Genomic DNA, 24,752 nt, shown 5'->3' on the forward strand with positions numbered 1-24,752 from the left:
GCGCGGTCGTGCGCGAAATTAAACCCAATGTTCAAGCATTGTTCCAGATATTTCGCGATGTCAGAACAGTGGTGTTTCGTCGCCCGTGCTTAGGTCGCGCAGGTCACACAACACCGCACTGTTGCCCGTGACGGGGATATCATCGGTGCGCAGATCCCGTGGGGTGCCGCGCAGGCCCGATGTTGCCGCCCACCGCTGGATCACGTCCTGCGCGCAGCGGATATAGGTGACCCCAGAAGCCTGCGTGACCGGACGCATTTCGTATTCGAACCGCCCGACATAGCCGTCGCGGTCGATCATCACGACTGCTGGTATTTTGCCAGTCAGATGGGCTGCAAAAAGCGCCTGATGCACGCTGTCGCGCGCCGAAGACTTGCCGTCGAGCGCGACCTCGATCACGTGGCGGTCGGTTTCGCAATCGACGCGAATGTGACGCTTCATCTCGTAAGTATCGAAATACTGGCGTGTTTCGGCTTGGCTGCCGCCAAGAAAGGCGCAGAGCAGCGCGGCAAGTTCAACTTCGCCCATTGGGTTGCTTTCGTTAACGAAGATTAACAAAAGGTTAACGTGGGCGAGCGGACGGATCAAGGGAAGATGGTTGCGGGCGCTCGGAAGCCCGAGGTTGTCCTGCGCGGCGCTGCAACGGTCCCGGTTTACAATCTTGCCCCGCCCGCGTTTTATGCGCCCATGGACCCAAGCCTGAAATACCCTGCATTGTCTGACCTGAAAGCCGCGTGCAAAGCCCGCGTGCCATGGTTCGTATGGGAATATCTTGACAGCGCGACTGGCAGCGAATCCGTCAAGCCGCGCAACCGCGCTGCGTTGGAGCAGGTGTTGTTCCGCCCTGCGATCCTGCGCGGGCCGATCACGCCGGACCTTACCACGCGCTTTCTGGGGCAGGACTACGCCTTGCCCGTCGGTGTGGCACCGGTGGGCATGTCGGGGCTGATTTGGCCGGGGGCCGAAGCCGCCTTGGCGGGTATGGCGCAAGCCCGTCGCATTCCCTACACGCTCAGTACGGTGGCCACGCAAACGCCCGAAACCATCGGGCCGATTGCGGGCGATATGGGCTGGTTCCAGCTTTACCCGCCCAAAGACCCCGACATCCGCAAGGACATTTTGACACGCGCCAGAAACGCCGGGTTCCGAGTGCTGGTTCTGACGGTTGATCTGCCGGGGCCGTCAAGGCGCGAGCGCCAATTGCGCGCGCAACTCGCGATCCCGCCCAGGCTGACGCCGTCTATGCTGTGGCAGGTGGCGCAGCGCCCAAGATGGGCGCTTGGCACGCTGATGGTGGGCACGCCAAGGCTGCGGCTGATGGAGGAATATCTGAAGCTTGACGGCAACGCGCCATCGACCGCGCATCCGGGCTATTTGCTGCGCGCGGCCCCCGATTGGGACTATCTGCATGCGGTGCGCGACCTGTGGGATGGGCCGCTTGTCATCAAAGGTGTGCTCGACCCCGCCGATGGCCCGCGCCTGCGCGATGCAGGGGCCGATGCGCTCTGGGTGTCGAACCATGGTGGGCGGCAGTTCGATGGTGGTCCCGCCGCGCTCGACGCCCTACGCGACATGCGCGCGGCTGTCGGGCCGGATATGCCGCTGGTTTATGACGGCGGGGTAGAATCGGGGCTGGACGTGCTGCGTGCGCTGGCCTGTGGGGCGGATTTTACTATGCTCGGGCGTGGTTGGCATTATGCGCTGGGCGCCTTGGGTGCGACGGGCGCAGGCCACTTGGCGGATATCCTGCGCGACGACCTTATTGCCAATATGGTGCAGTTGGGCGCAACACGCGCCGAACACGTCGCAGAACAGCTTGCGCCACGTCAAGACAGGCGCGACGAAATGTAACGCACCCTCACAGGCGCTTTACCTGCGCGCAATAATCTGTCTAAAACGTGCAATAAAATTAGCCATCCCTTCCGGAAAGGACCGAAATGGCCGACTTCAAGAAAATCCTCGTCGCGAACCGTGGCGAAATCGCCATCCGCATCATGCGTGCCGCCAATGAACTGGGCAAGCGCACGGTCGCGGTCTACGCGGAAGAAGACAAGCTGGGCTTGCACCGCTTCAAGGCGGATGAGGCTTACCGGATCGGTGAGGGGATGGGGCCGGTTGCCGCCTATCTGTCGATTGACGAGATCATTCGCGTGGCCAAGGCCAGCGGCGCGGATGCCGTGCATCCGGGCTATGGCCTTTTGTCGGAAAACCCCGACCTTGTGGATGCTTGCGTTGCCAACGGCATCACCTTTATCGGGCCGAAAGCCGAAACCATGCGCGCCTTGGGTGACAAGGCCAGCGCGCGCCATGTCGCCATAAAGGCCGGCGTGCCGGTCATTCCCGCCACCGAAGTGCTGGATGATGACATGGATAAGGTGCGCCGCATGGCGCAAGAGGTCGGCTTTCCGTTGATGCTGAAAGCCAGCCATGGCGGCGGCGGGCGCGGGATGCGCCCAATCCTGTCGGATGACGAGGTTGAGGCCAAGGTCCGCGAAGGCCGCCGCGAAGCCGAGGCCGCCTTTGGCAATGGCGAGGGCTATCTGGAAAAGATGATCCAGCGCGCCCGCCATGTGGAAGTGCAGCTTTTGGGCGACACGCATGGCAACCTGTATCACCTGTTTGAACGCGATTGCACCGTGCAGCGCCGCAACCAGAAGGTGGTCGAGCGCGCGCCCGCGCCGTATCTGACCGAGGCGCAGCGCGCCGAAGTCTGCGAGCTGGGCCTGAAAATCGGCCGTGCCGTGGGTTACCAGAACGCGGGCACTGTCGAATTTCTGATGGATATGGACGATGAGAAATTCTATTTCATCGAGGTCAATCCCCGCGTTCAGGTCGAACACACTGTCACCGAGGAAGTGACCGGCATCGACATCGTCAAAGCGCAGATCCGTATTGCCGAAGGGGCGCAACTGTCGGATGCGACCGGCACGCCCAGCCAGGGCGATGTGACGCTGTCGGGCCACGCGCTGCAATGCCGCATCACGACCGAAGACCCGCTAAACAACTTTATCCCCGATTATGGCCGCTTGACGGCCTATCGCTCTGCCACCGGCATGGGCATTCGTCTGGATGGCGGCACGGCCTATGCGGGCGGTGTGATCACACGGTATTACGACTCGCTTCTGGTGAAGATCACGGCTTGGGCGCCAACGCCCAAGGAATCCATCGCCCGGATGGACCGGGCCTTGCGCGAATTTCGTATTCGCGGGGTCAGCACCAACATCGCCTTTGTCGAAAACCTGCTGAAACACCCGACCTTTCTGGATGACACCTATACGACCAAGTTCATCGACACGACGGATGAGCTGTTCAGCTTCCGCAAACGCCGCGACCGCGCAACCAAGATCCTGACCTATGTTGCCGATATAACCGTCAACGGGCACCCGGAAACCGCGGGGCGCGCACTGCCACCTGCCGGGCTGAAAGACCCTATCGCGCCCAAGGTCACGTCCGAAGTGCCGCCGCGCGGCACCCGCCAAATACTGGAGGAAGAGGGCCCCCAAGCCGTGGCCGACTGGATGGCGGCGCAGACAAAGCTGCTGCTGACCGACACCACCATGCGCGACGGGCACCAGTCGCTTCTGGCAACGCGCATGCGCTCTATCGACATGATCCGCGTGGCCCCGGCCTATGCGCACATGATGCCCGGCCTGTTCAGCATGGAATGCTGGGGTGGCGCGACCTTTGACGTCGCCTATCGGTTCTTGCAGGAATGCCCGTGGCAACGCCTGCGCGACCTGCGCGCGGCCATGCCGAACGTGATGACGCAGATGCTGCTGCGCGCGTCGAACGGCGTGGGTTACACGAATTACCCCGACAACGTGGTGCAGGCTTTCGTTAAGCAAGCAGCGACCAGCGGGGTCGATGTGTTCCGCGTGTTCGACAGCCTGAACTGGGTTGAAAACATGCGCGTTGCCATGGATGCCGTGATCGAGGCGGACAAGGTCTGCGAGGGAACCGTGTGCTACACCGGCGACATTCTGAACCCCGACCGCGCCAAATACGACCTGAAATACTACGTCACAATGGGCAAGGAATTGCGCGACGCGGGCGCGCATGTGCTGGGTCTGAAGGACATGGCGGGGCTGTTGAAGCCCGCGTCGGCCCGCATCCTGATCAAGGCGCTGAAGGAAGAGGTGGGCTTGCCCATCCATTTCCACACGCATGACACCGGCGGCATTGCCGGTGCGACCATCCTTGCCGCCGCCGAAGCGGGTGTCGATGCCGCCGATGCCGCGATGGATGCGTTTTCCGGCAATACCAGCCAGCCGACACTCGGGTCCATCGTCGAAGCCCTGCGCTTTACCGAGCGTGACACGGGTCTGGATATGGGCGCGATCCGCCAGATTTCGGACTATTGGGAACAGGTCCGCTTGCATTATGCCGCGTTTGAGAGCGCGCAACAGGCACCATCCTCCGAAGTTTACCTGCACGAAATGCCGGGCGGCCAGTTCACCAACCTCAAAGCGCAGGCGCGCAGCCTTGGGCTGGAAGAGCGCTGGCCAGAGGTTGCCCAGACCTATGCCGACGTGAACAAGATGTTCGGCGATATCGTAAAGGTCACACCATCCTCGAAAGTGGTGGGTGACATGGCGCTGATGATGGTCAGTCAAGGGCTGAAACGCGACGATGTCGAAAGCCCGTCCAAGGATGTCAGCTTCCCGGATTCCGTTGTGGACATGATGAAGGGCAATCTGGGCCAACCCCCCGGCGGTTGGCCAGAGGCGCTGCAACGCAAGGTGCTGAAGGACGACACGCCCATCAACGACCGCCCCGGCAAGCATCTGGACCCGGTCGATCTGGAAGCGGTGCGCGCCAAGCTGATCGATGATCTCGATGGGTTCAAGATCGATGATGAAGACCTGAACGGCTACCTGATGTATCCCAAGGTGTTCTTGGATTACATGGGGCGCCACCGCGTCTATGGCCCCGTGCGCACGCTACCCACGCGGACCTTTTTCTACGGGATGGAACCGGGCGAGGAGATTTCGGCGGAAATCGACCCCGGCAAAACGCTGGAAATCCGGCTTATCACCGTCGGCGAAACCGGCGATGATGGCGAGGTAAAAGTGTTCTTCGAACTGAACGGCCAGCCCCGCGCCGTGCGCGTTGCTAACCGCGAGGTTGCGGCGAAAACGGCGCAACGTCTCAAGGCCGATCCGTCGAACCCGGCGCATGTCGGCGCACCAATGCCGGGAGCCGTGGCCAGCGTGGCCGCCAAGGCGGGCGCGAAGGTCAAGGCCGGTGATTTGCTGCTGACCATTGAGGCCATGAAAATGGAAAGCGGCTTGCATGCCGACCGCGATGCGGTGGTCAAGGCTGTCCATGTCCAACCCGGCGCGCAGATTGAGGCCAAAGACCTGTTGGTCGAATTCGAAGAGTAATCTTCGGATCACCAGACCCCCAAAATCCCCGCGCAGCCAACACGCTGCGCGGGGATTTTTGATGCGCTTGCGCCCCTGTCGCCATGCGGATTTGTGGCTTTGGTGCCAGACGGCGCAATGCGGGGTTGCCTTGCAAGGGGAATCGGGCAACCCTCGTAATTGTCCGTTTTCGATCCTTCACGCCAAACCGATAGGTCCGCATTTGCGCAACGTCTCTTTCCTACGCCGCCGTGCCGCCCAAGTTCTGGCGCTTGCCGCCGCGCTTCATGTCACGGTCGAGGCCACGCCCGTCGAGGCCCAGAACCTGACCGTTGAAACCGGGTTCGAGCGCTTGTCATCCCCGCAAACCCTGATCGAAGGGTTGAACCGGATCTATGTCGGCTATCAGTTCACGGACAACCTGAGCGTCGGGCAGAGCTTTTACTCCGCCGTGCAGGGAGATGCAGGCGGCGCGTTCTTCTGGGGCTTTGAAGGGGTGGCGCGCCTGCCCTTGTCGAAAGGGTTCTCGCTCTCTGCCTCCGGTTTTGTCGGCGGCGGCGGCGGCGCGGCACAGGTGGTTGGCGACGGCTTGATGCTGCGCGCGGGTCTGGCACTGGATTATCAGGTGTCGGACGCTTGGGCGGTGCAGTTGACCGGCGCATGGGTGGATATCGACGGCGCGCCAATAAGCGGCCCAACCTTCGGCATCGGTTTGCGCCGCCAGATCGGGACAGCGACACCCGGCAGTTGGCGGGCGCAACTGGATGCGGCAGGCGGGGTCGTGACGGCCTATACCAGCCCGTCTTCCGTGCGTAATCGCGCGGGCGGGGCGCAGGGCCGCATTGCTTTGGTGGGGGCGCGTGCGCTGTTCGGTCTTGGGGCGAACACACAGCTTAGTCTTGGTGCCGCAGGTGCCGCGAGCGGCGCGCAGGGTTACATGCAGGTGACGACCGGGCTGCGCCGCAACTTTACCCTTGGCCCGGCGTCGCTTTTTGTCGAAGGCGGTGTCGGCTTCGGCGGTGGTGGCGAGGTGGACACCGGTGCCGGTCCGCTTGTGGAAGCGATGGCTGGCCTGCGGCTGCCCGTCACGCGCAAGCTGGATGCCGAGTTGTCGTTTGGCGCGATCGTTGCGCCCACCGGCAGCTTTCGTGCTGCGGGTGTCTCGCTTGGGATTTTGCGTAATTTCGACCGCACGCGCGGGCAGGGTGCACCCCAACGTTGGGCCTATAGCGGCGGTATCTCGGTCCATCAAACCGGCGGGAATTACTTTCTCAACGCCAATCCCGCCAGTTTCATCGTCATGCAGGAAAGCTCTTTCGACTATTTCCTGGGTCAGAACCTGTATGTCTCTGGCAATGGTCAGACCGCATTGTATGGCGGTGTGGCCGGGTATGCAATTGGGATGCTGGGCCTTGGCTACCAGATTGACCTCGGCGAGCGTTGGGCCGTTTCGCTTGAAGGGCATATCGGTGCCGCCGGCGGCGGCGGTGTGAACGTGGCCGGCGGTATCTTGGGTGGGCTGCGCGCCGAACTCGATTACCGTGTGGGTGATAACTGGGCCGTGTCACTGGGCTTGGGCCGCCTGTCGGCGCTGCGCGGCAATGGCATGTCCAGCAATGTGGCCACACTGGGCCTGAAAATCCCGTTCACGACCCGCTAAATGCCAATACGGGCGTGGCCGGACCACGCCCGCATCTGTTCAGCGCGTTTCCGCGACGGCGTTTTCCAGTTCCTGCGCCAGTCCGGCGTCTATCCCCAATGCGCGGGCCAGAGTGTCCAGATAGGTCCGTTCCTCTGGCGTATCCGGGTCCATCGCGAGTAGCGAGGCGGCGTAAAGTTCTGCCGCCACCTCGGGGCTTGTGGCGTATTTGGCCACGCGCGCCATATCAACCGGCGCGGCCAATTCGTCGATCACAAAGGCCTTGGCGTCGGAATCCAACCCCAATTGGTCAAGATGCCCAAAGATACGTTGATGTTCATGCCCATCAATATGCCCATCCGCCTTGGCACCTTGGATCATGGCGGTCAAAACGCCTTCGGCCAGATTGCTTTCGCCACCCTGCGCTTGTGCGGGCGCAAAGGCGCTATCCGCAGGGGGCAGTTGCACCTGTTGCGGCGCGGACGAGATCTGGCCCGCCTGATGCCGCTTGTAAGCGGTATAGGCCAGCCCCGCGACCGCCGCCAGACCGCCCACTTTCAGTGCGGTGCCAGCCCCTTTGCCCAGCATCTTGCGGGTTTTCTTGTTGCCGATCAGCAGGCCCAGAACGCCGCCAGCCAAGGCGCCTGTAGCCAGTTGCCCGGCATACATACCGCCCTGCGCCGGTGTGCCAGACTGCCCTTGTTGCGCGGCGTTTTGCCCGCCGCCCAAGCCCAACTGGTTGCCAAGCTGGCCTAGATCGCCGCTTTGGGCCGCGCCCATCACTTGGTCAAGAAGTCGTTTCGCGTCGAACATCGGCAGGCCCTTTTTCTGAATGACCCCTCTTAAATGGGAAGGCCGCGCAGCGGTTCAAGCCAAATACGCACTATAAAGCAGCCGCCGCGCGCGCCGCTTGGTCATATGCCCCCGACAGGGTGCGCAGCAGCGCCGCGACACGGCTTATATCGGCGGGATCGTGGCCCAGTTGGCGCGCGGCGCGCACAACAAGCGCCTCGCGGATTTCGCCGTAGCGTTTGCAGAGTGCAGCACCTTCCTCGGTGATGCCGATGGTCTTTTCCTTGCCCTTGCGCCCGACCTTCACCAACCCGTGCCCGTGCAGTTTCTTGATGGCGTAATTGGCCAGATGCGTATCTTCCACGTTCAGCACAAGGCAGATATCGGCCAAGGTTTTCGCGCGGTCGCGGTGGTTGACCAGATGCACGATCAGAATTTCCAAAGGCGACAGCCCCGGCAGCCCTGCGGCGGTCATGCAACGCATCATCCAGCGGTGATAGGCATTGTTCGCCATGGTCAGCGCGAATTCCACTTCCGACAGTGCGGGCAGCGACGAATTGGCCAGATGCGCGGAACTGACGACTGGCCCGATATCGGGGATGACGGGGCGGTTCAGCGGTTCAGCATCGTGTTCGGAAGCCACAGGGCAATCTCCGGGAATATTGACAAAATGGCAGTTGCAAGCACCAGGATCAGGAAAAACGGCAGCGCCATGCGGGCTATTTGAAAGATGCCGCGCCCGGTGATGGATTGCAACACGAACAGGTTGAAGCCCACGGGCGGGGTGATCTGGCTCATCTCGACCACCAGCACAAGGAACACGCCAAACCAGATCGGGTCAATTCCGGCGGCCATGACCATGGGCAAGATGACCGATGTGGTCAGCACAACGATCGAGATTCCGTCCAGAAAGAACCCCAGCACGATAAAGAACACCAACAGCGCCGCCAGCAGCGCGAATTGCGAATAGCCTTGATCGCCGATCCATGCCGCCAACTGGCGCGGAATGCTGGTGTAGCCCATGGCAACCGTCAGGAACGACGCGCCCGCAAGGATGAAGGCGATCATGCAGGTGGTGATGGCCGCGCCCGTTATGCTGTCCTTGGCGCTGGCCATGTCCAGACCGCCCGACAGACCGGAAATCAGCAGTGCGCCGACCACGCCGATGACGGCGGCCTCGGTGGGGCTGGCCAGCCCGGCATAGATCGACCCGATGACAGCCACGATCAGCGCAACGGTCGGGCCAAGTGCGCGAATGGCGTCCCACCTTTCGGCCCAGCTTGGCGCGGGGGCGGGCGCAGGCATGCGGTCACGGTTCATCAGCGCCCAGATCATGACATAGCCCGCGAAAAGTGCGGCCAGCATCAGCCCCGGCAGCACGCCTGCAAGGAATAGCCGCGCGATGCTTTGTTCTGTCGCGGCACCGTAAACGATTAGGATGATCGAGGGCGGGATCAGAAACCCGAACGTGCCCGCGCCCGCCAGCGTGCCGATGGCGAGCTGCGGGTCATAGCCGCGCGCCTTCAGCTCTGGCAGCGACATGCGGCCCACCGTGGCGGTTGTCGCAGCGGATGACCCCGACACGGCGGCAAACAGCGCGCAGCCAAGGATATTGGCGTGCAGCAAGCCGCCGGGCAGGCGGCGGGTAAATGGCGCCAGCCCCCGAAACAGGTCTGATGACAGGCGCGAGCGGAACAGGATTTCGCCCATCCAGATGAACATCGGCAGCGCAGTCAGATCCCAGATGTTCAGCGATCCCCAGACCTTGGTGGCGAAGACCGCGCCCGCCAGTCCGGGGCGTGTCAGCTCCATCGCCACAAGGGCCACGGCCATCAGCGAAAAGCCCACCCACAAGCCCGACAGCAGCAATCCGAATAGGACAATGACAAGGATGATCGACAGCGTCAGAATATCCATGTCAGTGGCCCCCTTCGCTGCGCTTGGCCTCTGCCAGCCGGAACGCGGGTGTGGCCCCGCGCAAGGCGGTCAGCAATTCGTCAAGCACCGCCAGTGCAAGCAGGGCAAAGCCCATGGTCATAACCGCCTGCGGTATCCACAGGGGCACCTTTACCATGCCGAAAGACACGGTGTTGAACGACAGCGAATCCCACATCTGCGCCCCCGAATGCCACGCGGCGAACCCGGCCAGCGCCAGAGCGATCGCCAGCACCGCGACCGTCAGCACCCCGCCCACGCGCGGGCCGAACAGCGCCAGCGCCAGTGTGACCCGCACATGCCCCGCCGCGCGCAACGTGGCGGGCAGGGCAAGCGTGGCAGCGGCGACGAACAGGAACCCGCCGAAATCGCTCAGCGACGGGATGGCCAGCCCCAGCGGGTCCACGCCCGACAGGATCAGAACGCGGTCGATGATCCGCCCAATGATTTGCAGGAATACCAGCCCTGCGATGGCGATCATGGCCAGACAGGCAGCCCCAAGGGCCGTGGCATATAGTCGGTCAAGCACGCGGCGCAGCATGGCAGCCCCCTTAACGGAAAAGGGCAGGGCGCGTGGCCCTGCCAGGTTTGGCTTATTCGCCCTGGTAGCGCGCGATCATTGCCGCGCCCGCGTCACCCGCCTGCGCCAGCCACTCGTCGAGCATGACCTCGCCCACCTCTGCCAGCTTGGCCGACAACGCGTCGGACGGTTGCATCACGGTCATGCCGCCTTCTTCCAGCCCGGCGATCTTCTCGGCGGTTTCTGCGGCGGACATGTCCCACCCGCGCGCCTCTGCGGCCTCTGCGGCGGCCATGATGGCGGCTTGCTCGTCTTCACTCAGGGCCGCAAGGGCCGCGCTGTTCACGAACACCATGTTCTTGGGCAGCCATGCCTGCGTGTCGATGTAGTGGCTGGTGTAATCCCACGCCTGCGACGACACGCCGGTCGAGGGCGAGGTGATCATCCCCGAAATTCGCCCCGTGCTGAATGCGGTCGGAATATCGCCCGCCTCGACCTGCGTTGGCACCATGTCCAGCAGTTGCGCCATGCGCTCGGTGGCGGAGTTATAGGCGCGGAAGCTCATGCCTTGCAGTTGCGCGGGGTCTGTCACCGCTTCACGCAGGTAAAGCGATTGGCCGGGCCACGGCACGGAAAACAGAAGCGTCAGGCCCTGTTCGGCCAGCGCGCCCGCCACATCCTCGCGCGAGGCGTCCCACAGGGCGGATGCGTCGTCATAGCTGGCGGCCAGAAACGGAATGCTGTCTGCCCCGAAAATCGGGTTTTCATTCACAAGCTGCGACATCAGGATCTCGCCCATCGGGGCCAACCCGCGGCGCACCGAATCCTTGATCTGGCCATGCGCGAACAGCGAGCCTGCGGAATGCACCGTGATATCGACACTGCCGTCTGTCGCGTCGCGCACATCATCGGCAAAAGTCATGATATTTTGGGTATGAAACACGCTGTCGCCATAGGGCGTGGGCATGTCCCACGCGGTTTGGGCAAAGGCGGGCGACGTGGCCAGCGCAAGAAACGCGGCGGCGGTTGAAAAGCGAATGGTCATGATGGACCCCCTGTTGTGGATGCGGGCAGCTCTGAATGACTGCGTGGATTGACGTTGACAATACATCTACATTTTGTCAACGTTTTTAATATGAACTTGCCGCATCCTGCGTATTCGGCGTAAAGCTGCAATAAAAACAGGCGGCTGCAACAAGGAGGAATGGCGCGTGGCCAGCGACCAGACAACACTGACAGACCTGCCCAACGCGGTGCAGACCGGCTTTCCCACCATCCGAACGGTCGGTGTGGACGGGTTTCTGGTCAGTTTTGCGGGTGCGCTGGATGAGCGCGCGAATCGTGCCGCATTGGCCTTTCGTGCGGCGCTGGAACGTGAAAGCTGGCCGGGAGTTGCGGAATGCGCGACCTCGCTTGTCTCTGCCTTTTTGCGCTTCGATCTGGCGGCCTGCGATCATGACGCCTTGCGCGCGCGGCTGGAAACGCTTTTGGCTAGCCGCAACTGGTATGACGCACCCTTGCCAGAGGGGCGGCGGCTGTGGCGCGTGCCCGTGGTGTTCGGCGGCGATCACGGTCCGCAACTGGCAGAGGCCGCGGAGCTGGCCGGGCAATCGGAGGGTGACGCCATCGCGACACTTTGCGCCCAGCCTGTCCGAGTGCAAACCATCGGCTTTGCCCCCGGCCAGCCTTATCTGGGGCAGTTGCCCGAAAATTGGGACATCCCGCGCCAGACCGGCCTGACCCCGCATGTGCCCGAAGGTGCGCTTGTGGTGGCGATCCGGCAGCTCATCGTGTTTTCCGTGGGCACGCCGACGGGCTGGCGGCATATCGGACAAACAGGCCTGCGCTTGTTCCGGCCCGAAGCCGAAGATCCGTTCCTGCTGCGCCCCGGCGACGAGGTTCTGTTCCACCCCGCTGATGACCTTGACCGCCTGCGCGCGGCCCGCGATGGCGGCGCGGTGGCAGAGGCATTGACATGACCCGTGCGCTGACGATCCATAGCGCGACACCCGGTGTCAGCATTCAGGACATGGGGCGCGCGGGCTATCTGGCACAAGGGCTGTCGCGCGGTGGCGCGGCGGATTTGCTGGCGATGGCAGAGGGCGCGGCGCTTCTGGGACAGCCCGACACTTGCGCAGCGCTGGAACTGGCGGGCGGTGCCGTGGCGCTGTCTGCATCCGATGATATGCGCATCGCGCTTACCGGCGCCGACATGCGGGCCACGTTGGATGGGGCGCCGCTGGTCTGGGGCGCAAGCCATGCCTTGCCTGCTGGCGCGCGGCTGGACATCAGCCCCCTGCGCGGCGGGTTCGGGACGCTGCATCTCGCGGGCGGGTTGGTGCCGACTGTCACTATGGGCGCGCGCAGTGCTCATCTGGCCGCCGGTTTGGGCCGTGCGGTGCAGGCGAGCGACGTGATCCCGGTCGGTGCCGACACGGGCCACCGCACAGGGCTGCGCCTGCCGGAAAACCCGCTGGACACCACGTTGCGCCTTGTGCCCAGTTTGCAGACCCGTCTTTTCGGGACGGATACGCTCGACCGGCTGGAGCACACTGCGTTTACCAAGGACGCGCGCGGCAACCGCATGGGGCAGCGGCTGGTGCCCGATGGCGACGGCTTCGCCACCGCCGAGGGGCTGAGCATACTGTCCGAAACCATCGTGCCCGGCGATGTGCAGATCACCGGCGACGGCATGCCCTATGTGCTGTTGTCGGAATGTCAGACAACCGGCGGCTACCCGCGGATTGGCACCGTGCTGCCCTGCGACCTGCCCAAGCTGCTGCGCGCGGGGCCGGGCACCGCGTTCACCATGCGGTTCGTCCCGTTGGAAGACGGGGTCGCGCTGGAACGTGCAGAGGCCACGCGCCGCGCCAGTCTGTCGCGGCTGTTGCAACCGCTTCTGCGCGACCCGCGCGAGATACCCGACCTGCTGCGCTATCAGCTTGTCAGCGGTGTGACCGCGGGCGATGATCTCGACCAAAGACCACAACGGGGGGCGGCGTGATGCGTGTCGATCTGAATGCCGATATGGGCGAAAGTTTCGGGCCATGGCCAATGGGCGCGGATCGCGCGCTGCTCGACATCATCACCTCGGCCAATATCGCCTGCGGGTTTCATGCGGGCGACCCCGATGTGATGGCGGGCGCAATGGCCCTTGCGGTCAAAAACGGCGTGGGCATTGGCGCGCATCCCGGCTTTCGCGACTTGCAGGGGTTCGGACGGCGCAAGATGGACATCTCCCATGCCGAGGCGCGCAACCTTGTCGCCTATCAACTTGGCGCGGCGCAGGCGATGGCGCGCGCGGCGGGCGGGCAGGTGCGACACCTGAAATTGCATGGCGCGCTGGCCAATATGGCCTCTGCCGACGAGGGGCTTGCCGCTGCCTGCTATCAAGGTGCGCTGGCGGTGGACCCCGACATCATCCTGATGGTCATTTCCGGCACCGCACAGGACCGCGCCGCGCGCGCGCTGAATGCGCGCATCGCGTGCGAAATCTTCGCCGACCGCGCCTATACCGAAGACGGGCTGTTGATGGACCGCCGCCAGCCCGGCGCGGTATTGCATGACCCCGACACGATTGCCGCGCGTATCCTTGCCATGGTGCAGGCGGGCGCGATCATCACCGCGCAAGGGACGCATCTGCCCGCGCGGATTGACACGATCTGCCTGCATGGTGACGGGCCGGAAGCGGTGGGCATAGCGCGCGCGCTGCGTGCAACACTGGAGGGCGCTGGCGTGCAGCTTGCCCAATTCGAGGGCACCCGCGCGTAGCTATCCGTCTTGGGCGAAATCGAAACTGTCCAGCCGCGCGCCACGCCGCGTGATCTTGTCGGCGGAAATGCGGATATCGCCCAGATCGCCCTGCACCTGCTGGAAATGCTGCTCCAGCTTGCCAACGCGCGTGCCCAGCCGGTCTGCATCTGCCGCCATCAGCGCGATCTCGCGGCGCACCGCCTGCGCTTCGGCCCGCAACCGCGTGTCTTTCAGCGCCGCCCGCAGGGTCATCAGCGTGGCCATCAGCGTGGTGGGCGACACGATCCAGACACGCGTGGCAAACCCCTCACGCACAAGCTCGGGCAGGCTCGCATGCAACTCCGCATAGACCGCTTCCGAGGGGATGAACATCAGCGCGCCCTCGGTGGTTTCACCGGGCAGGATATAGCGGTCTGCGATCGCGCGGATATGCGCCCGCAACGCTTGCGCCAGTGCGCGCCGCGCGGTGGTGCGGGCGGCGTCATCTTCGGCCGCGATCAGCGCGCGATAGGCTTCAAGCGGAAATTTCGCGTCCACCCCGATGGGTTCGGCCATGCGGATCAGTGCGTCCACGCGCCGTCCGTTCGACAGCGTCGCTTGCAGGCTGTAGGCGTCGGGCGGCAGCGCGTCAGCGAGCAACGCCTCTAGCTGCACTTCGCCAAACGCGCCGCGCGCCTGCTTGTTCGACAGGATATCTTGCAACCCCAGCACGTTCGACGACAGCGCCTCTATCTTGGCTTGGGCCGCGTCGATTACCTGCAACCGCTCGCGCAGCGCCCCGACGCTGGCTGCCGTGCTCTCGGCGGAGCCGGCCAGAGACTGCCCCATATAGCGCCCCAGATCGGCCAGCCGCGATTCGACCAGCCCGACCGTTTGCGCCTGCCCTTGGGCCACCTGCGCCAGACCGCCCGAAAGCTGGTTTTGCGTATCGCCCAGATGGGTCAGCCGCGTGTCGAGTGCCGACAATCGCGCCGACAGATCGCCCATAACCCGCGCAAGCCGCCACAGCACCAGAACCCCGGCCAGCGCCAACCCAAGCACCCAAGGGTCAACCGGCCATGTTTGCGGGTCAAGCGTCATCGCCGCCCGAACAGCTTTTCGATGTCATCCAGCGACAGTTCGACATAGGTGGGTCGCCCGTGGTTGCACTGGCCCGAATGGGGCGTGGCCTCCATCTCGCGCAGCAGCGCATTCATCTCGTCGGGGCGCATCTGACGGCCCGACCGGACAGACCCGTGGCAGGCCATGCGCGACAGAACCGCGTCAATCCGCGCCTCTAGCCCGGTAGATGCTCCCTGATCGGCCAGCTCGTCCAGAATATCGCGGACCAGCGCGCGCGCATCGGCTGTGCCCAGAATGGCCGGGGTCTCGCGCACCACGACGGCACCGCCGCCAAACGGTTCCACCACCAGCCCAAGCGCGGCGAGCTGGTCTGCAATTTCCAGTAGGGCAGCTGCGTCGCTGTCGTACAGCTCCACGATCTCTGGGATCAGCAGGGCTTGCGCAGGCACGCCGTTTTCCGCCCGCTGGCGCTTCAGCTTTTCATACACCAGGCGCTCATGCGCGGCGTGCTGGTCGACAATGACCATGCCGCGCGCGGTTTGTGCGACGATGTAATTCTCATGCAGTTGCGCCCGCGCCGCGCCCAAAGGCGCGCCCTCGAGGGCAGGGGCGGGCGTATCGGCGCGCGCGGCCACCGTGCCTTGCCAGAGCGCGGCACTTTCGCCCATGCCCTGCGGCGCCTGCAACTGGTAGGCCGTAGTGCGGGCCCCGCTTGACGGGCGGTCCATCTGGTAGGCGCGCGCCGGTGGGGCAGGCTGGAACGCCCCCAGCATCGCGCCTGTGTTGGTGCTTGTGGCCCGGTGCCCTGCACCCGCCAACGCGTGGCGCAAGCCGCTGACCACCAGTCCGCGCGCCAGCCCCGGATCGCGAAAGCGCACCTCCGATTTCGCAGGATGCACGTTCACGTCCACTAATTCGGGCGGGCAGGCGATGAACAGCGCCGCGACCGGATGGCGGTCGCGCGACAACACATCCATATAGGCCGCGCGCAATGCGCCCAGCAGCATCTTGTCGCGAACGGGGCGGTTGTTGACGAACATATATTGCGCCACCGCCGCGCCCCGCGAATAGGTGGGCAGGGCGGCAAACCCGCTCAGGCGCAAGCCCTCGCGCTCGGCATCTATGGGCAAGGCGTTTTCGGTAAACTCGCGGCCAAGGATTGCGGCCAGCCGGTCTTCCAACGCGTCAAACAACGCGCCTTGGGCGGCGTCCAGCCGCAAAACCGCGCGCGTGTCACCTTGCGAAATATCGCTCAATGTGAAGCTGACATAGGGTTCGGCCATGGCCAGACGTTTGACAGTATCGGCAATAGCCTGCGATTCGGCGCGGTCGCTGCGCATGAATTTCAGCCGCGCGGGTGTTGCGTGGAACAGATCGCGCAATTCCACCACGGTGCCGTATTGCGCCGCTTCGGGCCGGACGGGGGCCATGCGCCCGCCATCAACCGTTATCGCCGCACCCTCGCTACCTGCGATCCGGCTGACAATGCGCAACCGGCCCACCGCACCCAGCGAGGGCAGGGCCTCGCCGCGAAAGCCGAAAGAATGAATGTTCAACAGGTCAGACCCGTCGATTTTACTGGTCGCATGTCGGGAAAGTGCAAGTGGCAGGTCATCGCCCGCCATGCCGCACCCGTCGTCGCGCACCCGTATCAGGGTCTTGCCGCCGTCTGCATAGGCCACGTCAATGCGCGTCGCGCCCGCGTCGAGCGCGTTCTCCACCAGCTCTTTTACCGCAGAGGCGGGGCGTTCCACCACCTCTCCAGCCGCGATGCGATTCACCGCAGCTTCGTCAAGTTGCCGGATTTCGGGCCGTATATTGCGGTCGGGCTTGCTCATGCTACCGGATATAGCATGCCGCGCGAAGTGCTGCCAAGCCTAGTTTAGACCCTCGGGCTGGCCAACAATCACAAATCGCAATGCGTCCGGCTGATACAGCCGCTGGGCCACCGCATTCGCCTGGTCCAATGTCACCGCATCTATCAACCCATTGCGCGTGTTGACATAATCTATCCCGAACTCCTGAAACTGCATAGAGGCCATGATGCCCGCAATCGCGCCATTTCCGTCAAACCGCAGCGGGTAGGCGCCCGTCAGATAGGTCTTGATCCGGTCCAATTCTTCCGCCGTCACGCCGTCCGACGCCAGTTTGTCCCATTCCGCGCGGATCAAATCGACCACTTGACCAACATCTGCATTGCTGGCCGACAAGCGCCCCTGATAGCTTTCACCCAGAAAACCAGATGCCAGAAAGCTGCCAACACCGTAGGTCAGGCCACGCTTTTCACGCAGCTCGCGCATCAAGCGCGTGCCAAAGCGCCCGCCCCCCACGATTTCGTTGACCACGAAAGCGGTCAGAAAATCCGGATCATCGCGCGCAATGCCCGCATGCCCGAAGGCGACGACTGATTGCGGACCTTCAAAAGGCACACGGGTTACGCCCGGTTCCGCCGCAAACTCGGCACGGGGGGGCAGGGGCGCGCCGGTATCGGGCACTCCTTCGAACAGGGTATCAAGCAGCGGCCCGAGCGTCTCGGCATCAACATCGCCCGCCACACCGATATGCACGCGGTCGCGGGCGATCGCGCCCTCATGCGCCCGCAACAGCGCGTCGCGGGTCAGCGCCGCAACGCTTTCCGGCGTGCCTTCGGACGGGCGTGCATATGGGTGGCCGGGATAAGCGGCCTCTGCAAAGGCGCGGCTGGCGATGGTGTTCGGGTCCAGCGCGTCACGGCGCAGGCTTGCCACCATCTGCGCGCGGACGCGCTCGACCGCATCTACGTCAAAGCGCGGCTGCGTCAGTGCTGTGTTCAGAAGCGCAATCGCCTCCGGCGCGGTCTCTGTCAGGAATTGCGCCGATACGGTTACGGTGTCGCGACCGGCGTCAAAACTGAACCGTGCCGCGAGTTCTTCGGCACGAATGGCGAAACCTTGAGCATCCATGTCCGCCGCACCTTCATTCAGCAATGCGGCCATGAGGGCTGTCGCGCCAAGGCTGTCATCGGGATCGAGCGTCGCGCCGCCCTCAAAGATCAGATCGATGGCAACGAACGGAATCGAGCGTTCCTCGACCAGCCATGCTTCCAGCCCGCCGGCGCTTTCGACAGGGGTTATATCGACTTCGGCGCGCAGTGGCGAGGCGATCAGCAAAAACAGTGTGAGGATCAGGCGCATCAATTCATCGCTTCTTCGGTAGGGCGGGTCAGGTATCCGGTTACGGAGCTGTTGCGGTCCAGCAGCAGGCTGGCGGCGTCAATGACCTGTTCGGGCGTGACGGCGTCGAGTGCGTCGATCCAGGTTTCGATCTCGTCCACGTCGAGACCAATGGACAAGCCAACACCATACTGTCGCGCGCGCCCCTGCACATTGTCGAGCGCGTATATTTCAGAAGCGCGGATCTGTTGGCGGACGCGTTCGAATTGCTCTGTATCGACACCGTCTTGCACAAATTCAACAATCGCAGCGTCAAGCGCGGCCTCACCCTCTTCTAGCGAGATGCCCTCTACAGGCGCAATTCCCAAGCTGAACATGCCGTAATCGCGCGCCATGCCCCGGTAATTGGCCCAAGCCGACAGCGCCACGCCCTGTTCAAAATTCAACTTCCGCTCCAGCACGGATGTGGTCGGGCTGCCGCCAAGCAGTGCAGCCAACATTTGCAAAGCAGCAGCGTCTTCGGTGTCGTGCCGTGTGGGCGCCAGATACATCCGGCTGACATACGGGGTGCCGACACGGGCATCTTCCATCGTTACGCGGCGCTCTGCCAGATGCGGCGGCTCCATCGCGCGCGCGCGCTCCACCATGTCAGGATTTGCCGGGATTGCACCGTAATGGGTGCGCGCAAGTTCCAGTGCGTCATCCGCGCTGACATCGCCCGCCACAACCAGAATAGCGTTGTTGGGCGCATAGTGCTGGCGGTAGAAGGCTTTGGCGTCATCGCCATTCAGCGTTTCCATCTCGTGCCGCCAGCCAATGATTGGCGTGCCGTAGGGGTGAGATTTGTACAGCGCTGCCAGCATCGCCTCGTTAAACTGACGTCCGACCTGGCTCTCGACGACCTGTCCGCGTTCATTCAGGATCACGTCCCGTTCGGGGCGCCACTGGTCTTCGGTCAGCGCCAGATCGGTCATGCGATCGGCTTCCATCTGCATCATCAAGCCCAGCCGATCAGCCGCGACACGCTGGAAGTATCCGGTGTAATCCCATGATGTAAAAGCGTTGTCGCGCCCGCCATTGGCCTCGACCACGGCCGAGAACTCACCGGGTGCCAGATCGTCCGTGCCCTTGAACATCAGATGTTCCAGAAAATGAGCGATGCCGGATTTGCGCGCGGGTTCATCTGCCGCACCCACACGATACCAGACCATATGCACCACGACGGGCGCGCGGTTGTCCTCTATGACGACAACCTCCATCCCGTTGTCGAGTGTGCTATGCGACACAGTGTTTGCCAGCGCAGGAAGCGCGGCAACTATTGCGCCAAGGCTGGCGAGCAGAAGGGGGCGCAAGAACATATGGCATACTCCGAAAATCGTTCTGCTCAATAGCTACCGTCTTTGCGCATGGTTTCAACCCTGCCCACGCAAGCGTGACGGGCCGCACACAGGCGGCCCGAATTTGTGCTATTCAACGGTGACGGTAATTGGCTGCGACATTATGGGCGGATCATGCGGAATGTGGAAATGATCGCCCATCACCAGCATGAAGGTATGGGTGCCCGCCGGCAGCTCCAGCGTCGCCTCGGTTTGGCCGCCGCCGAAATGGCGATGGCGGTCATCGGACGGCAAGGATTGGCTGAAATCAACCTCTTCCGGGTCCACATTGATCAGCAAGTGGTGATGGCCCGTGTCGGACGCATCTATGCCCGCAGGGGCAATGCCGATGCCGCGCGCCCCGAAGCGAAAGGTCATAGGGTTGCTGACTGTCGCGCCATCTGCAGGCGAAATCAGATACACCTCTGCTCCCTCGGGCGCGGGTGTGCGCATGGCCATTTGGTCGCCGTGATCATGGTTGTCTGCAAAAGCAGGCAGCGCAAATGCGCTCAAGCTTGCAGTCAGGATTGTCGCTTTCAACATGGTATCTCCTCCCTAACCGGCGAGATGCCGGACACGGAAAGATAGCGCGCCGCTGCGACAAATCGACCCAAAATCGGGCAGGTTTATTCGGCTTGCTGACCTTCCGGCGGCGCGCTGGGCGTTTGCGCACCGGCGCGGCGCCAGCGTTCCAGCTCTGCGTATTTGTCCAGCCACATGCTGTCATACGCGTTCAGATATACGTTGACGGAAAAAAGACGCTCCAGCAAGCGGCCGTCATTGTCGCGGCGGAATTGTAGATCTTCGGCGGCAAGCTGCTGGCGGATGTCATCATTGCGCCCGAAGCGGCTGGCGTGGTTGACGATCCCACCATCCGCGCCGCCACCGGCGACCGCGCGTGCAGGGTTGCCGCCCAGCGCACGGGCAACATCGGCGCGCGGCTGCGGGTCCACCCGGTTGGTGCCGCCGGGTTTGGGGGCGGGCAGTTCCGTCAGACTGTCGGGCATTTCCAGTGGCTTGGTGGGCACAATGCCGAATTCGTCGGGTTCGCGTTCCTGAGACGCGGCGTGCATCAGGATGGGTTGGTCCGAATCCGAGCAGGCCCCGAGCGCCAGAACCGCGCAGCCCGCAATCGCGAAGATCCCTTGCCGGAGTGCCATTTTCATCCCCTAAACGCCTTTCGTTTCGTATCTCTAGCGCAAAGCGGCGCCCGCGTCACGCCCCTGCGTGGCGCTATTTCCCGCCGGCCGGACCAGTCTTTTGCCCGTCACGCCCCGACAGCAGAATCAACAGCGCCGCGCCGGCAAAGATAGAAATGTCGGCCACATTAAAAGCATACGGATTTCGGAACCCGCAACAAGTGATGTTCAGAAAATCCGCCACGGCGCCGAAGCGGATGCGGTCGATGACGTTGCCGATGGCCCCACCGACCAAAAGGCCGGTTGCAAATTGCATGCCGCGCGGTGCGCCTTCGCGTATCAGCCAATGTATGACAAAGGCGCAGATCCCGACGGCGACGGCGATCAACACCCAGCGCATCCAAGCGGTATCTGACCCGAACAGCCCGAAATTGATGCCGGTATTCCAGGCCATCACGAAATTCACATACGGGTCCAACACCGGCACGAACAGGCGCTGGTCCAGCGCCAAGGGGCCAAGCACCCACCATTTACTGGCTTGATCTGCGACCAGAATGACTGCGCCTGTCCCGATGGCTATGCGCATCGTGTCCTCCTTAGTGCCGGAAATGGCGTTGGCCGGTAAAGACCATCGCCAACCCTGCCGCATCGGCGGCTGCGATCACCTCGTCGTCGCGCATGGAGCCGCCGGGCTGGATGAGTGCGGTTGCGCCCGCTTCTGCCGCAGTCAGTAGACCATCAGCGAAGGGGAAGAACGCGTCCGACGCGACGACAGAGCCTTGTGTCAGCGGCGCATCCAACCCCAGAACTTCGGCCATGTCCTGCGATTTGCGCGCGGCGATGCGGGTCGAATCGACACGGCTCATCTGGCCCGCGCCGACGCCGACAGTGGCCAGATCCTTGACGTAGACAATCGCGTTCGATTTGACGTGTTTGGCGACTTTCCATGCAAACAGCATATCGGCCAGCTCCGCATCGGTCGGCGCGCGTTTGGTGACAACGCGCAGATCATCGCGGCCAATCATGCCGTTGTCGCGGTCCTGCACCAGAAACCCGCCCGACACTTGCTTGTAGGCCAGACCGCCTGCCGCCGGATTGGCCAGCCCCTTGGTGGTCAACAGGCGCAGGTTCTTTTTGGCAGCGAAATGCGCGATGGCGTCGTCATCGGCACCGGGCGCGATCACGACCTCGGTGAAGATGCCGGTGATGGCTTTCGCCGTTTCCAGGTCCAGCCGCGTGTTCAGCGCAATGATCCCGCCGAAGGCAGAGGTGCGGTCGCAGTCATAGGCGCGGCTATACGCTTCGGCCAAGGTGGCCCCGCGCGCCACGCCGCAGGGGTTGGCGTGCTTGATGATCGCGCAGGCAGGCCCGTCGGCGGGCAGGAATTCCGACACCATCTCGAACGCCGCATCGGTGTCGTTGATGTTGTTGTAGCTCAACTCCTTGCCCTGAAGCTGCTTGGCGCTTGCCACACCGGGGCGGTCGTTGCCATCGCGGTAGAATGCGGCTGACTGGTGCGGGTTCTCTCCATAGCGCAGGGTTTGGGCCAAGGTTCCGGCGAATGCGCGGCGGCGGGGCGCGGGGTCGTCAATCGCGCCTGCCATCCATGTAGACACAGAGGCGTCATAGGCCGCCGTGCGCGCATAGGCGCGCTGCGCGAGTGTCTGGCGAAAGCCAAGGCGCGTGCGACCCTCTTGGGCGTCAAGCTCTGACAAGAGGGGGATGTAATCTTCGGGGTCGGTGACTACGCTGACGAAGCCGTGGTTCTTGGCGGCGGCGCGAATCATCGCGGGGCCGCCGATGTCGATATTCTCGACCGCCTCGGCATACTCCGCGCCGCGTGCGACCGTGTCCTCGAACGGGTAGAGGTTGACGACCAGCAGGTCGATCGACTTGATCCCGTGCGCTACCATCGCGCCGGTGTGTTCTTCGTTGTCGCGCAGCGCCAAAAGCCCGCCATGCACCATCGGGTGCAGGGTTTTCACGCGCCCGTCCATCATTTCTGGAAAGCCGGTCAGGTCCGACACGTCCTGCACGGCCAGCCCCGCTTCGCGCAGCGCCCGCGCCGTGCCTCCGGTCGAGACCAGTTCAACCTTGCGCGCGGCCAGCGCCTTGGCAAGGTCGATCAGCCCGGTCTTGTCAGAGACGGAAATCAAGGCGCGTTTAAGCGGGACAAGGTCGGTCATCGGGGCAGTCCTTATGCAACATCACAGGTCCGGCACGGCCAAAATGTCGTCCTGCGCGTGGTCGCGCAAAGCGGTCGGCGTGTCATGCGCCTTGGCCAATGTCCAGTTGGTCTGGCTGGTATAGCTTGTCGCGCCCAAGGACAACACAATCTGTTGTGTCGCGCGCGGCTTGATGCGGCCTTTTTCAAGATAGACCGACGGCGCCAGCGCCAGCGTTGCCCCGTCCGCGCGCATGACCCATATCTCGCCAGAGCGCAGGGTCAGCGACACGGCGGTGCCGTTCATGTCGAGCGATGCCTCGACCTCTGGGTGCAGATGGAAGCGCAGCGCATAGGGGATCGCGCCGCCCAGACGCGTGCGGACCTCGTCGAAGCGTTTTTGCGCCGCGCGTCCGGTTGCAATGAGCATATCTTCGCCCGACAACACGCGCCCATCTGCGGACAGGTCCAGATAGCGCAAATGTTCCAGCCCATGGCTTTCGCCGTATCCGTCATGGCTCAGGGCTGCGGCCCGCGCATAGGGCGTGTGACGAAACTCCAGCCCGACATGGCGCGGACCGTCCGTCAACTCCAGCCGTCGCCCGCCCGGCGTGCTGAAGCGCGACGATGAATACCCTTCCAGCGCAAGCGTGGAGTGGCTGGCAGTGGCGCGGCTGGCGCGGTGCCATTCGGGGCCGAAACTGCGCCCGTCACCGCAAGATACGACAACGGGTCGGCGGTTCGATGTCAGCTCGAACGCCAAGGTTGCGGCATGGGCGCGACCGGACGCAGCTTGCAACGGCGGGGTTGCGGCATCTATCAGCACGCTGGTGCGCCCCGAGGCCAGCCGGATATAGCCCATCGCCTGTTCGGGTGGCGCGGCGGGCGGCATATTCGACAGCGCGTCATGCGCCGAAAGGGCTGCTGCCAGCGCACCGTCGCGCCCCCGTCCGCCACCATGGCAGCGTATCAGGCCCCCATCGGTATGGCGCAGGCAGCGCAGGGCGCTCGACATGCGACCCATGACATCGCCAAGGGTGTCGGGCACGGGCTGTCCGTTTTCGGACAGCAATTGCCCCGCCCAGCCAAGGCATTCGAACACGGCCAGTAGTTCTTCGGGGTTGCGGGTGGCAATGCCGCCATCGGTTCCGATCTGGTTGTCGCAATCACGGATCAGCGCGGTGGTGATGGCGGGCGCACGCTCCGGCCACCCTTCAAGCGAGAGCGCGGCGTAAAGCAGCCCTGTGCGAGCCTCTATCCGGGGCAGGCCGGGCGCGGCATGGGCGGCGCGTTTGTGCAAGAACGCGGCATGATGCGCCAACATGCGCAGAAAGGCTGTCTGCTCTGACCTGTCGCACCCCTGCATCAGCATCACCGCATGGCTGAGAAGCCGGATAAGCCTGCGCCCCGCCAAGCCCGGTGCCCAGCCCGGACCCCGGCCGCGCCCATAGCGTCGCGCCCAGTCACGCAGACCCGCTTGCGCCAAGTCGCGCGCGGGCCTGTCCCCCACGGCGGCCAGATGGTCCAGCCAGCCAAAGCCTTGCACGTCGTCCACCGCTTCGGATGTGGTCGCGTCAAACGGCACGGTGCCCTGTGCATGCAGCAATTCGCCCGCCATCAGGAAATTGCCTGCCAGCATTTGCTGGCCGCGCGCGAACTGCCCAAGGCTGCGCGGTTCGGGTTGCGAGGTGATCGCCACCGGCGCACGCACCCGTCCCAGCCAGCGCGCGGCCAGCCTGTCCATCGCGCTGATGCGCTCTGTTCCCGATGACGCTGGCCTGCTCACCTTTGCCATGCCCTTTATTGCAGCCGGACGTTGTCTTTCGTCCTTTGAGTCAGCATACAGCCTGCCATCGC

21 protein-coding genes are annotated in these 24,752 nt (G+C 63.6%); 6 read left to right on the top strand and 15 right to left on the bottom strand.

The annotated features are described in order from the left end of the window. Positions 1-60: 60 nt before the first annotated feature. Entirely contained in the window at positions 61-528 is a 468-nt protein-coding gene (locus tag ROE7235_RS06965; RefSeq protein WP_121094006.1) for a hypothetical protein, read from the bottom strand. Positions 529-687: 159 nt separating this feature from the next. Between ROE7235_RS06965 and ROE7235_RS06970 the strand changes: the two genes are divergently transcribed. From ROE7235_RS06970 to ROE7235_RS06980, 3 genes are all read left to right on the top strand, one after another. After that, a complete protein-coding gene (locus ROE7235_RS06970; protein ID WP_121094091.1) occupies positions 688-1,851 on the top strand; it encodes an alpha-hydroxy acid oxidase in 1,164 nt (387 codons plus the stop codon). Between the two features lie 86 nt (positions 1,852-1,937). Further along, on the top strand, positions 1,938-5,384 hold the full coding sequence (locus ROE7235_RS06975; RefSeq protein WP_121094008.1) for a pyruvate carboxylase: 3,447 nt from the start codon (positions 1,938-1,940) through the stop codon (positions 5,382-5,384). 202 nt (positions 5,385-5,586) lie between these two features. Next, positions 5,587-7,023 carry a hypothetical protein gene (locus ROE7235_RS06980; protein WP_121094010.1) on the top strand — a complete coding sequence of 479 codons (1,437 nt, stop codon included), beginning with the start codon at positions 5,587-5,589 and terminating at the stop codon, positions 7,021-7,023. Between the two features lie 39 nt (positions 7,024-7,062). Here the strand turns inward: ROE7235_RS06980 and ROE7235_RS06985 are convergent, their stop codons facing one another. The 5 genes from ROE7235_RS06985 to ROE7235_RS07005 form a co-directional block, all read right to left on the bottom strand. Beyond that, positions 7,063-7,815 carry a tellurite resistance TerB family protein gene (locus ROE7235_RS06985; RefSeq protein ID WP_121094012.1) on the bottom strand — a complete coding sequence of 251 codons (753 nt, stop codon included), beginning with the start codon at positions 7,813-7,815 and terminating at the stop codon, positions 7,063-7,065. A gap of 70 nt (positions 7,816-7,885) precedes the next feature. Next, positions 7,886-8,437: a winged helix DNA-binding protein gene (locus ROE7235_RS06990; protein ID WP_245963894.1), complete on the bottom strand. Its 552-nt coding sequence runs from the start codon at positions 8,435-8,437 to the stop codon at positions 7,886-7,888. Then, complete coding sequence (locus tag ROE7235_RS06995) at positions 8,407-9,711, bottom strand: TRAP transporter large permease (RefSeq protein WP_121094014.1); 1,305 nt, start codon at positions 9,709-9,711, stop codon at positions 8,407-8,409. The genes ROE7235_RS06990 and ROE7235_RS06995 overlap by 31 nt, the downstream gene beginning before the upstream one ends. Position 9,712: 1 nt before the next feature. Then, the gene (locus tag ROE7235_RS07000; RefSeq protein ID WP_183073373.1) at positions 9,713-10,270 is read right to left on the bottom strand and encodes a TRAP transporter small permease; all 558 of its coding nucleotides are present in this window, start codon (positions 10,268-10,270) and stop codon (positions 9,713-9,715) included. Positions 10,271-10,322: 52 nt separating this feature from the next. Next, positions 10,323-11,294 (bottom strand): TRAP transporter substrate-binding protein, encoded by a 972-nt coding sequence (locus ROE7235_RS07005; protein WP_245963895.1) that lies wholly within the window; start codon positions 11,292-11,294, stop codon positions 10,323-10,325. Between the two features lie 166 nt (positions 11,295-11,460). Between ROE7235_RS07005 and ROE7235_RS07010 the strand changes: the two genes are divergently transcribed. From ROE7235_RS07010 to ROE7235_RS07020, 3 genes are read left to right on the top strand one after another with little or no spacing between them, the layout of a single operon-like run. Further along, entirely contained in the window at positions 11,461-12,228 is a 768-nt protein-coding gene (locus tag ROE7235_RS07010; RefSeq protein WP_245963896.1) for a 5-oxoprolinase subunit B family protein, read from the top strand. After that, a complete protein-coding gene (locus ROE7235_RS07015) occupies positions 12,225-13,253 on the top strand; it encodes a 5-oxoprolinase subunit C family protein (protein ID WP_121094016.1) in 1,029 nt (342 codons plus the stop codon). The genes ROE7235_RS07010 and ROE7235_RS07015 overlap by 4 nt, the downstream gene beginning before the upstream one ends. Further along, positions 13,253-14,020, top strand: coding sequence for a LamB/YcsF family protein (locus tag ROE7235_RS07020; RefSeq protein WP_121094018.1), 768 nt, complete (start codon positions 13,253-13,255; stop codon positions 14,018-14,020). Before ROE7235_RS07015 ends, ROE7235_RS07020 begins: the two co-directional genes overlap by 1 nt. Here the strand turns inward: ROE7235_RS07020 and ROE7235_RS07025 are convergent, their stop codons facing one another. From ROE7235_RS07025 to ROE7235_RS07065, 9 genes are all read right to left on the bottom strand, one after another. Then, positions 14,021-15,082 (bottom strand): DNA recombination protein RmuC, encoded by a 1,062-nt coding sequence (locus tag ROE7235_RS07025; RefSeq protein WP_121094020.1) that lies wholly within the window; start codon positions 15,080-15,082, stop codon positions 14,021-14,023. Continuing rightward, a complete protein-coding gene (gene mutL, locus ROE7235_RS07030) occupies positions 15,079-16,902 on the bottom strand; it encodes a DNA mismatch repair endonuclease MutL (RefSeq protein WP_121094022.1) in 1,824 nt (607 codons plus the stop codon). The genes ROE7235_RS07025 and mutL overlap by 4 nt, the downstream gene beginning before the upstream one ends. 39 nt (positions 16,903-16,941) lie before the next feature. Further along, entirely contained in the window at positions 16,942-18,240 is a 1,299-nt protein-coding gene (locus ROE7235_RS07035; RefSeq protein WP_370743525.1) for a M16 family metallopeptidase, read from the bottom strand. Further along, positions 18,237-19,574, bottom strand: a complete 1,338-nt coding sequence (locus ROE7235_RS07040; RefSeq protein WP_121094026.1) for a M16 family metallopeptidase — start codon at positions 19,572-19,574, stop codon at positions 18,237-18,239. Before ROE7235_RS07040 ends, ROE7235_RS07035 begins: the two co-directional genes overlap by 4 nt. Before the next feature lie 108 nt (positions 19,575-19,682). Continuing rightward, positions 19,683-20,135: a DUF4399 domain-containing protein gene (locus ROE7235_RS07045; protein WP_121094028.1), complete on the bottom strand. Its 453-nt coding sequence runs from the start codon at positions 20,133-20,135 to the stop codon at positions 19,683-19,685. Between the two features lie 83 nt (positions 20,136-20,218). After that, on the bottom strand, positions 20,219-20,758 hold the full coding sequence (locus tag ROE7235_RS07050; protein ID WP_370743527.1) for a DUF3035 domain-containing protein: 540 nt from the start codon (positions 20,756-20,758) through the stop codon (positions 20,219-20,221). 67 nt (positions 20,759-20,825) lie between these two features. Then, entirely contained in the window at positions 20,826-21,317 is a 492-nt protein-coding gene (lspA, locus tag ROE7235_RS07055; protein WP_121094030.1) for a signal peptidase II, read from the bottom strand. Positions 21,318-21,327: 10 nt separating this feature from the next. Then, positions 21,328-22,917 carry a bifunctional phosphoribosylaminoimidazolecarboxamide formyltransferase/IMP cyclohydrolase gene (purH, locus tag ROE7235_RS07060; RefSeq protein WP_121094033.1) on the bottom strand — a complete coding sequence of 530 codons (1,590 nt, stop codon included), beginning with the start codon at positions 22,915-22,917 and terminating at the stop codon, positions 21,328-21,330. Between the two features lie 21 nt (positions 22,918-22,938). Continuing rightward, complete coding sequence (locus tag ROE7235_RS07065; protein ID WP_245963897.1) at positions 22,939-24,690, bottom strand: heparinase II/III family protein; 1,752 nt, start codon at positions 24,688-24,690, stop codon at positions 22,939-22,941. Positions 24,691-24,752: the final 62 nt, after the last annotated feature.

The sequence above is a fragment of the Roseinatronobacter ekhonensis genome, from assembly GCF_900499075.1.
Taxonomy (GTDB): Bacteria; Pseudomonadota; Alphaproteobacteria; order Rhodobacterales; family Rhodobacteraceae; genus Roseinatronobacter; species Roseinatronobacter ekhonensis.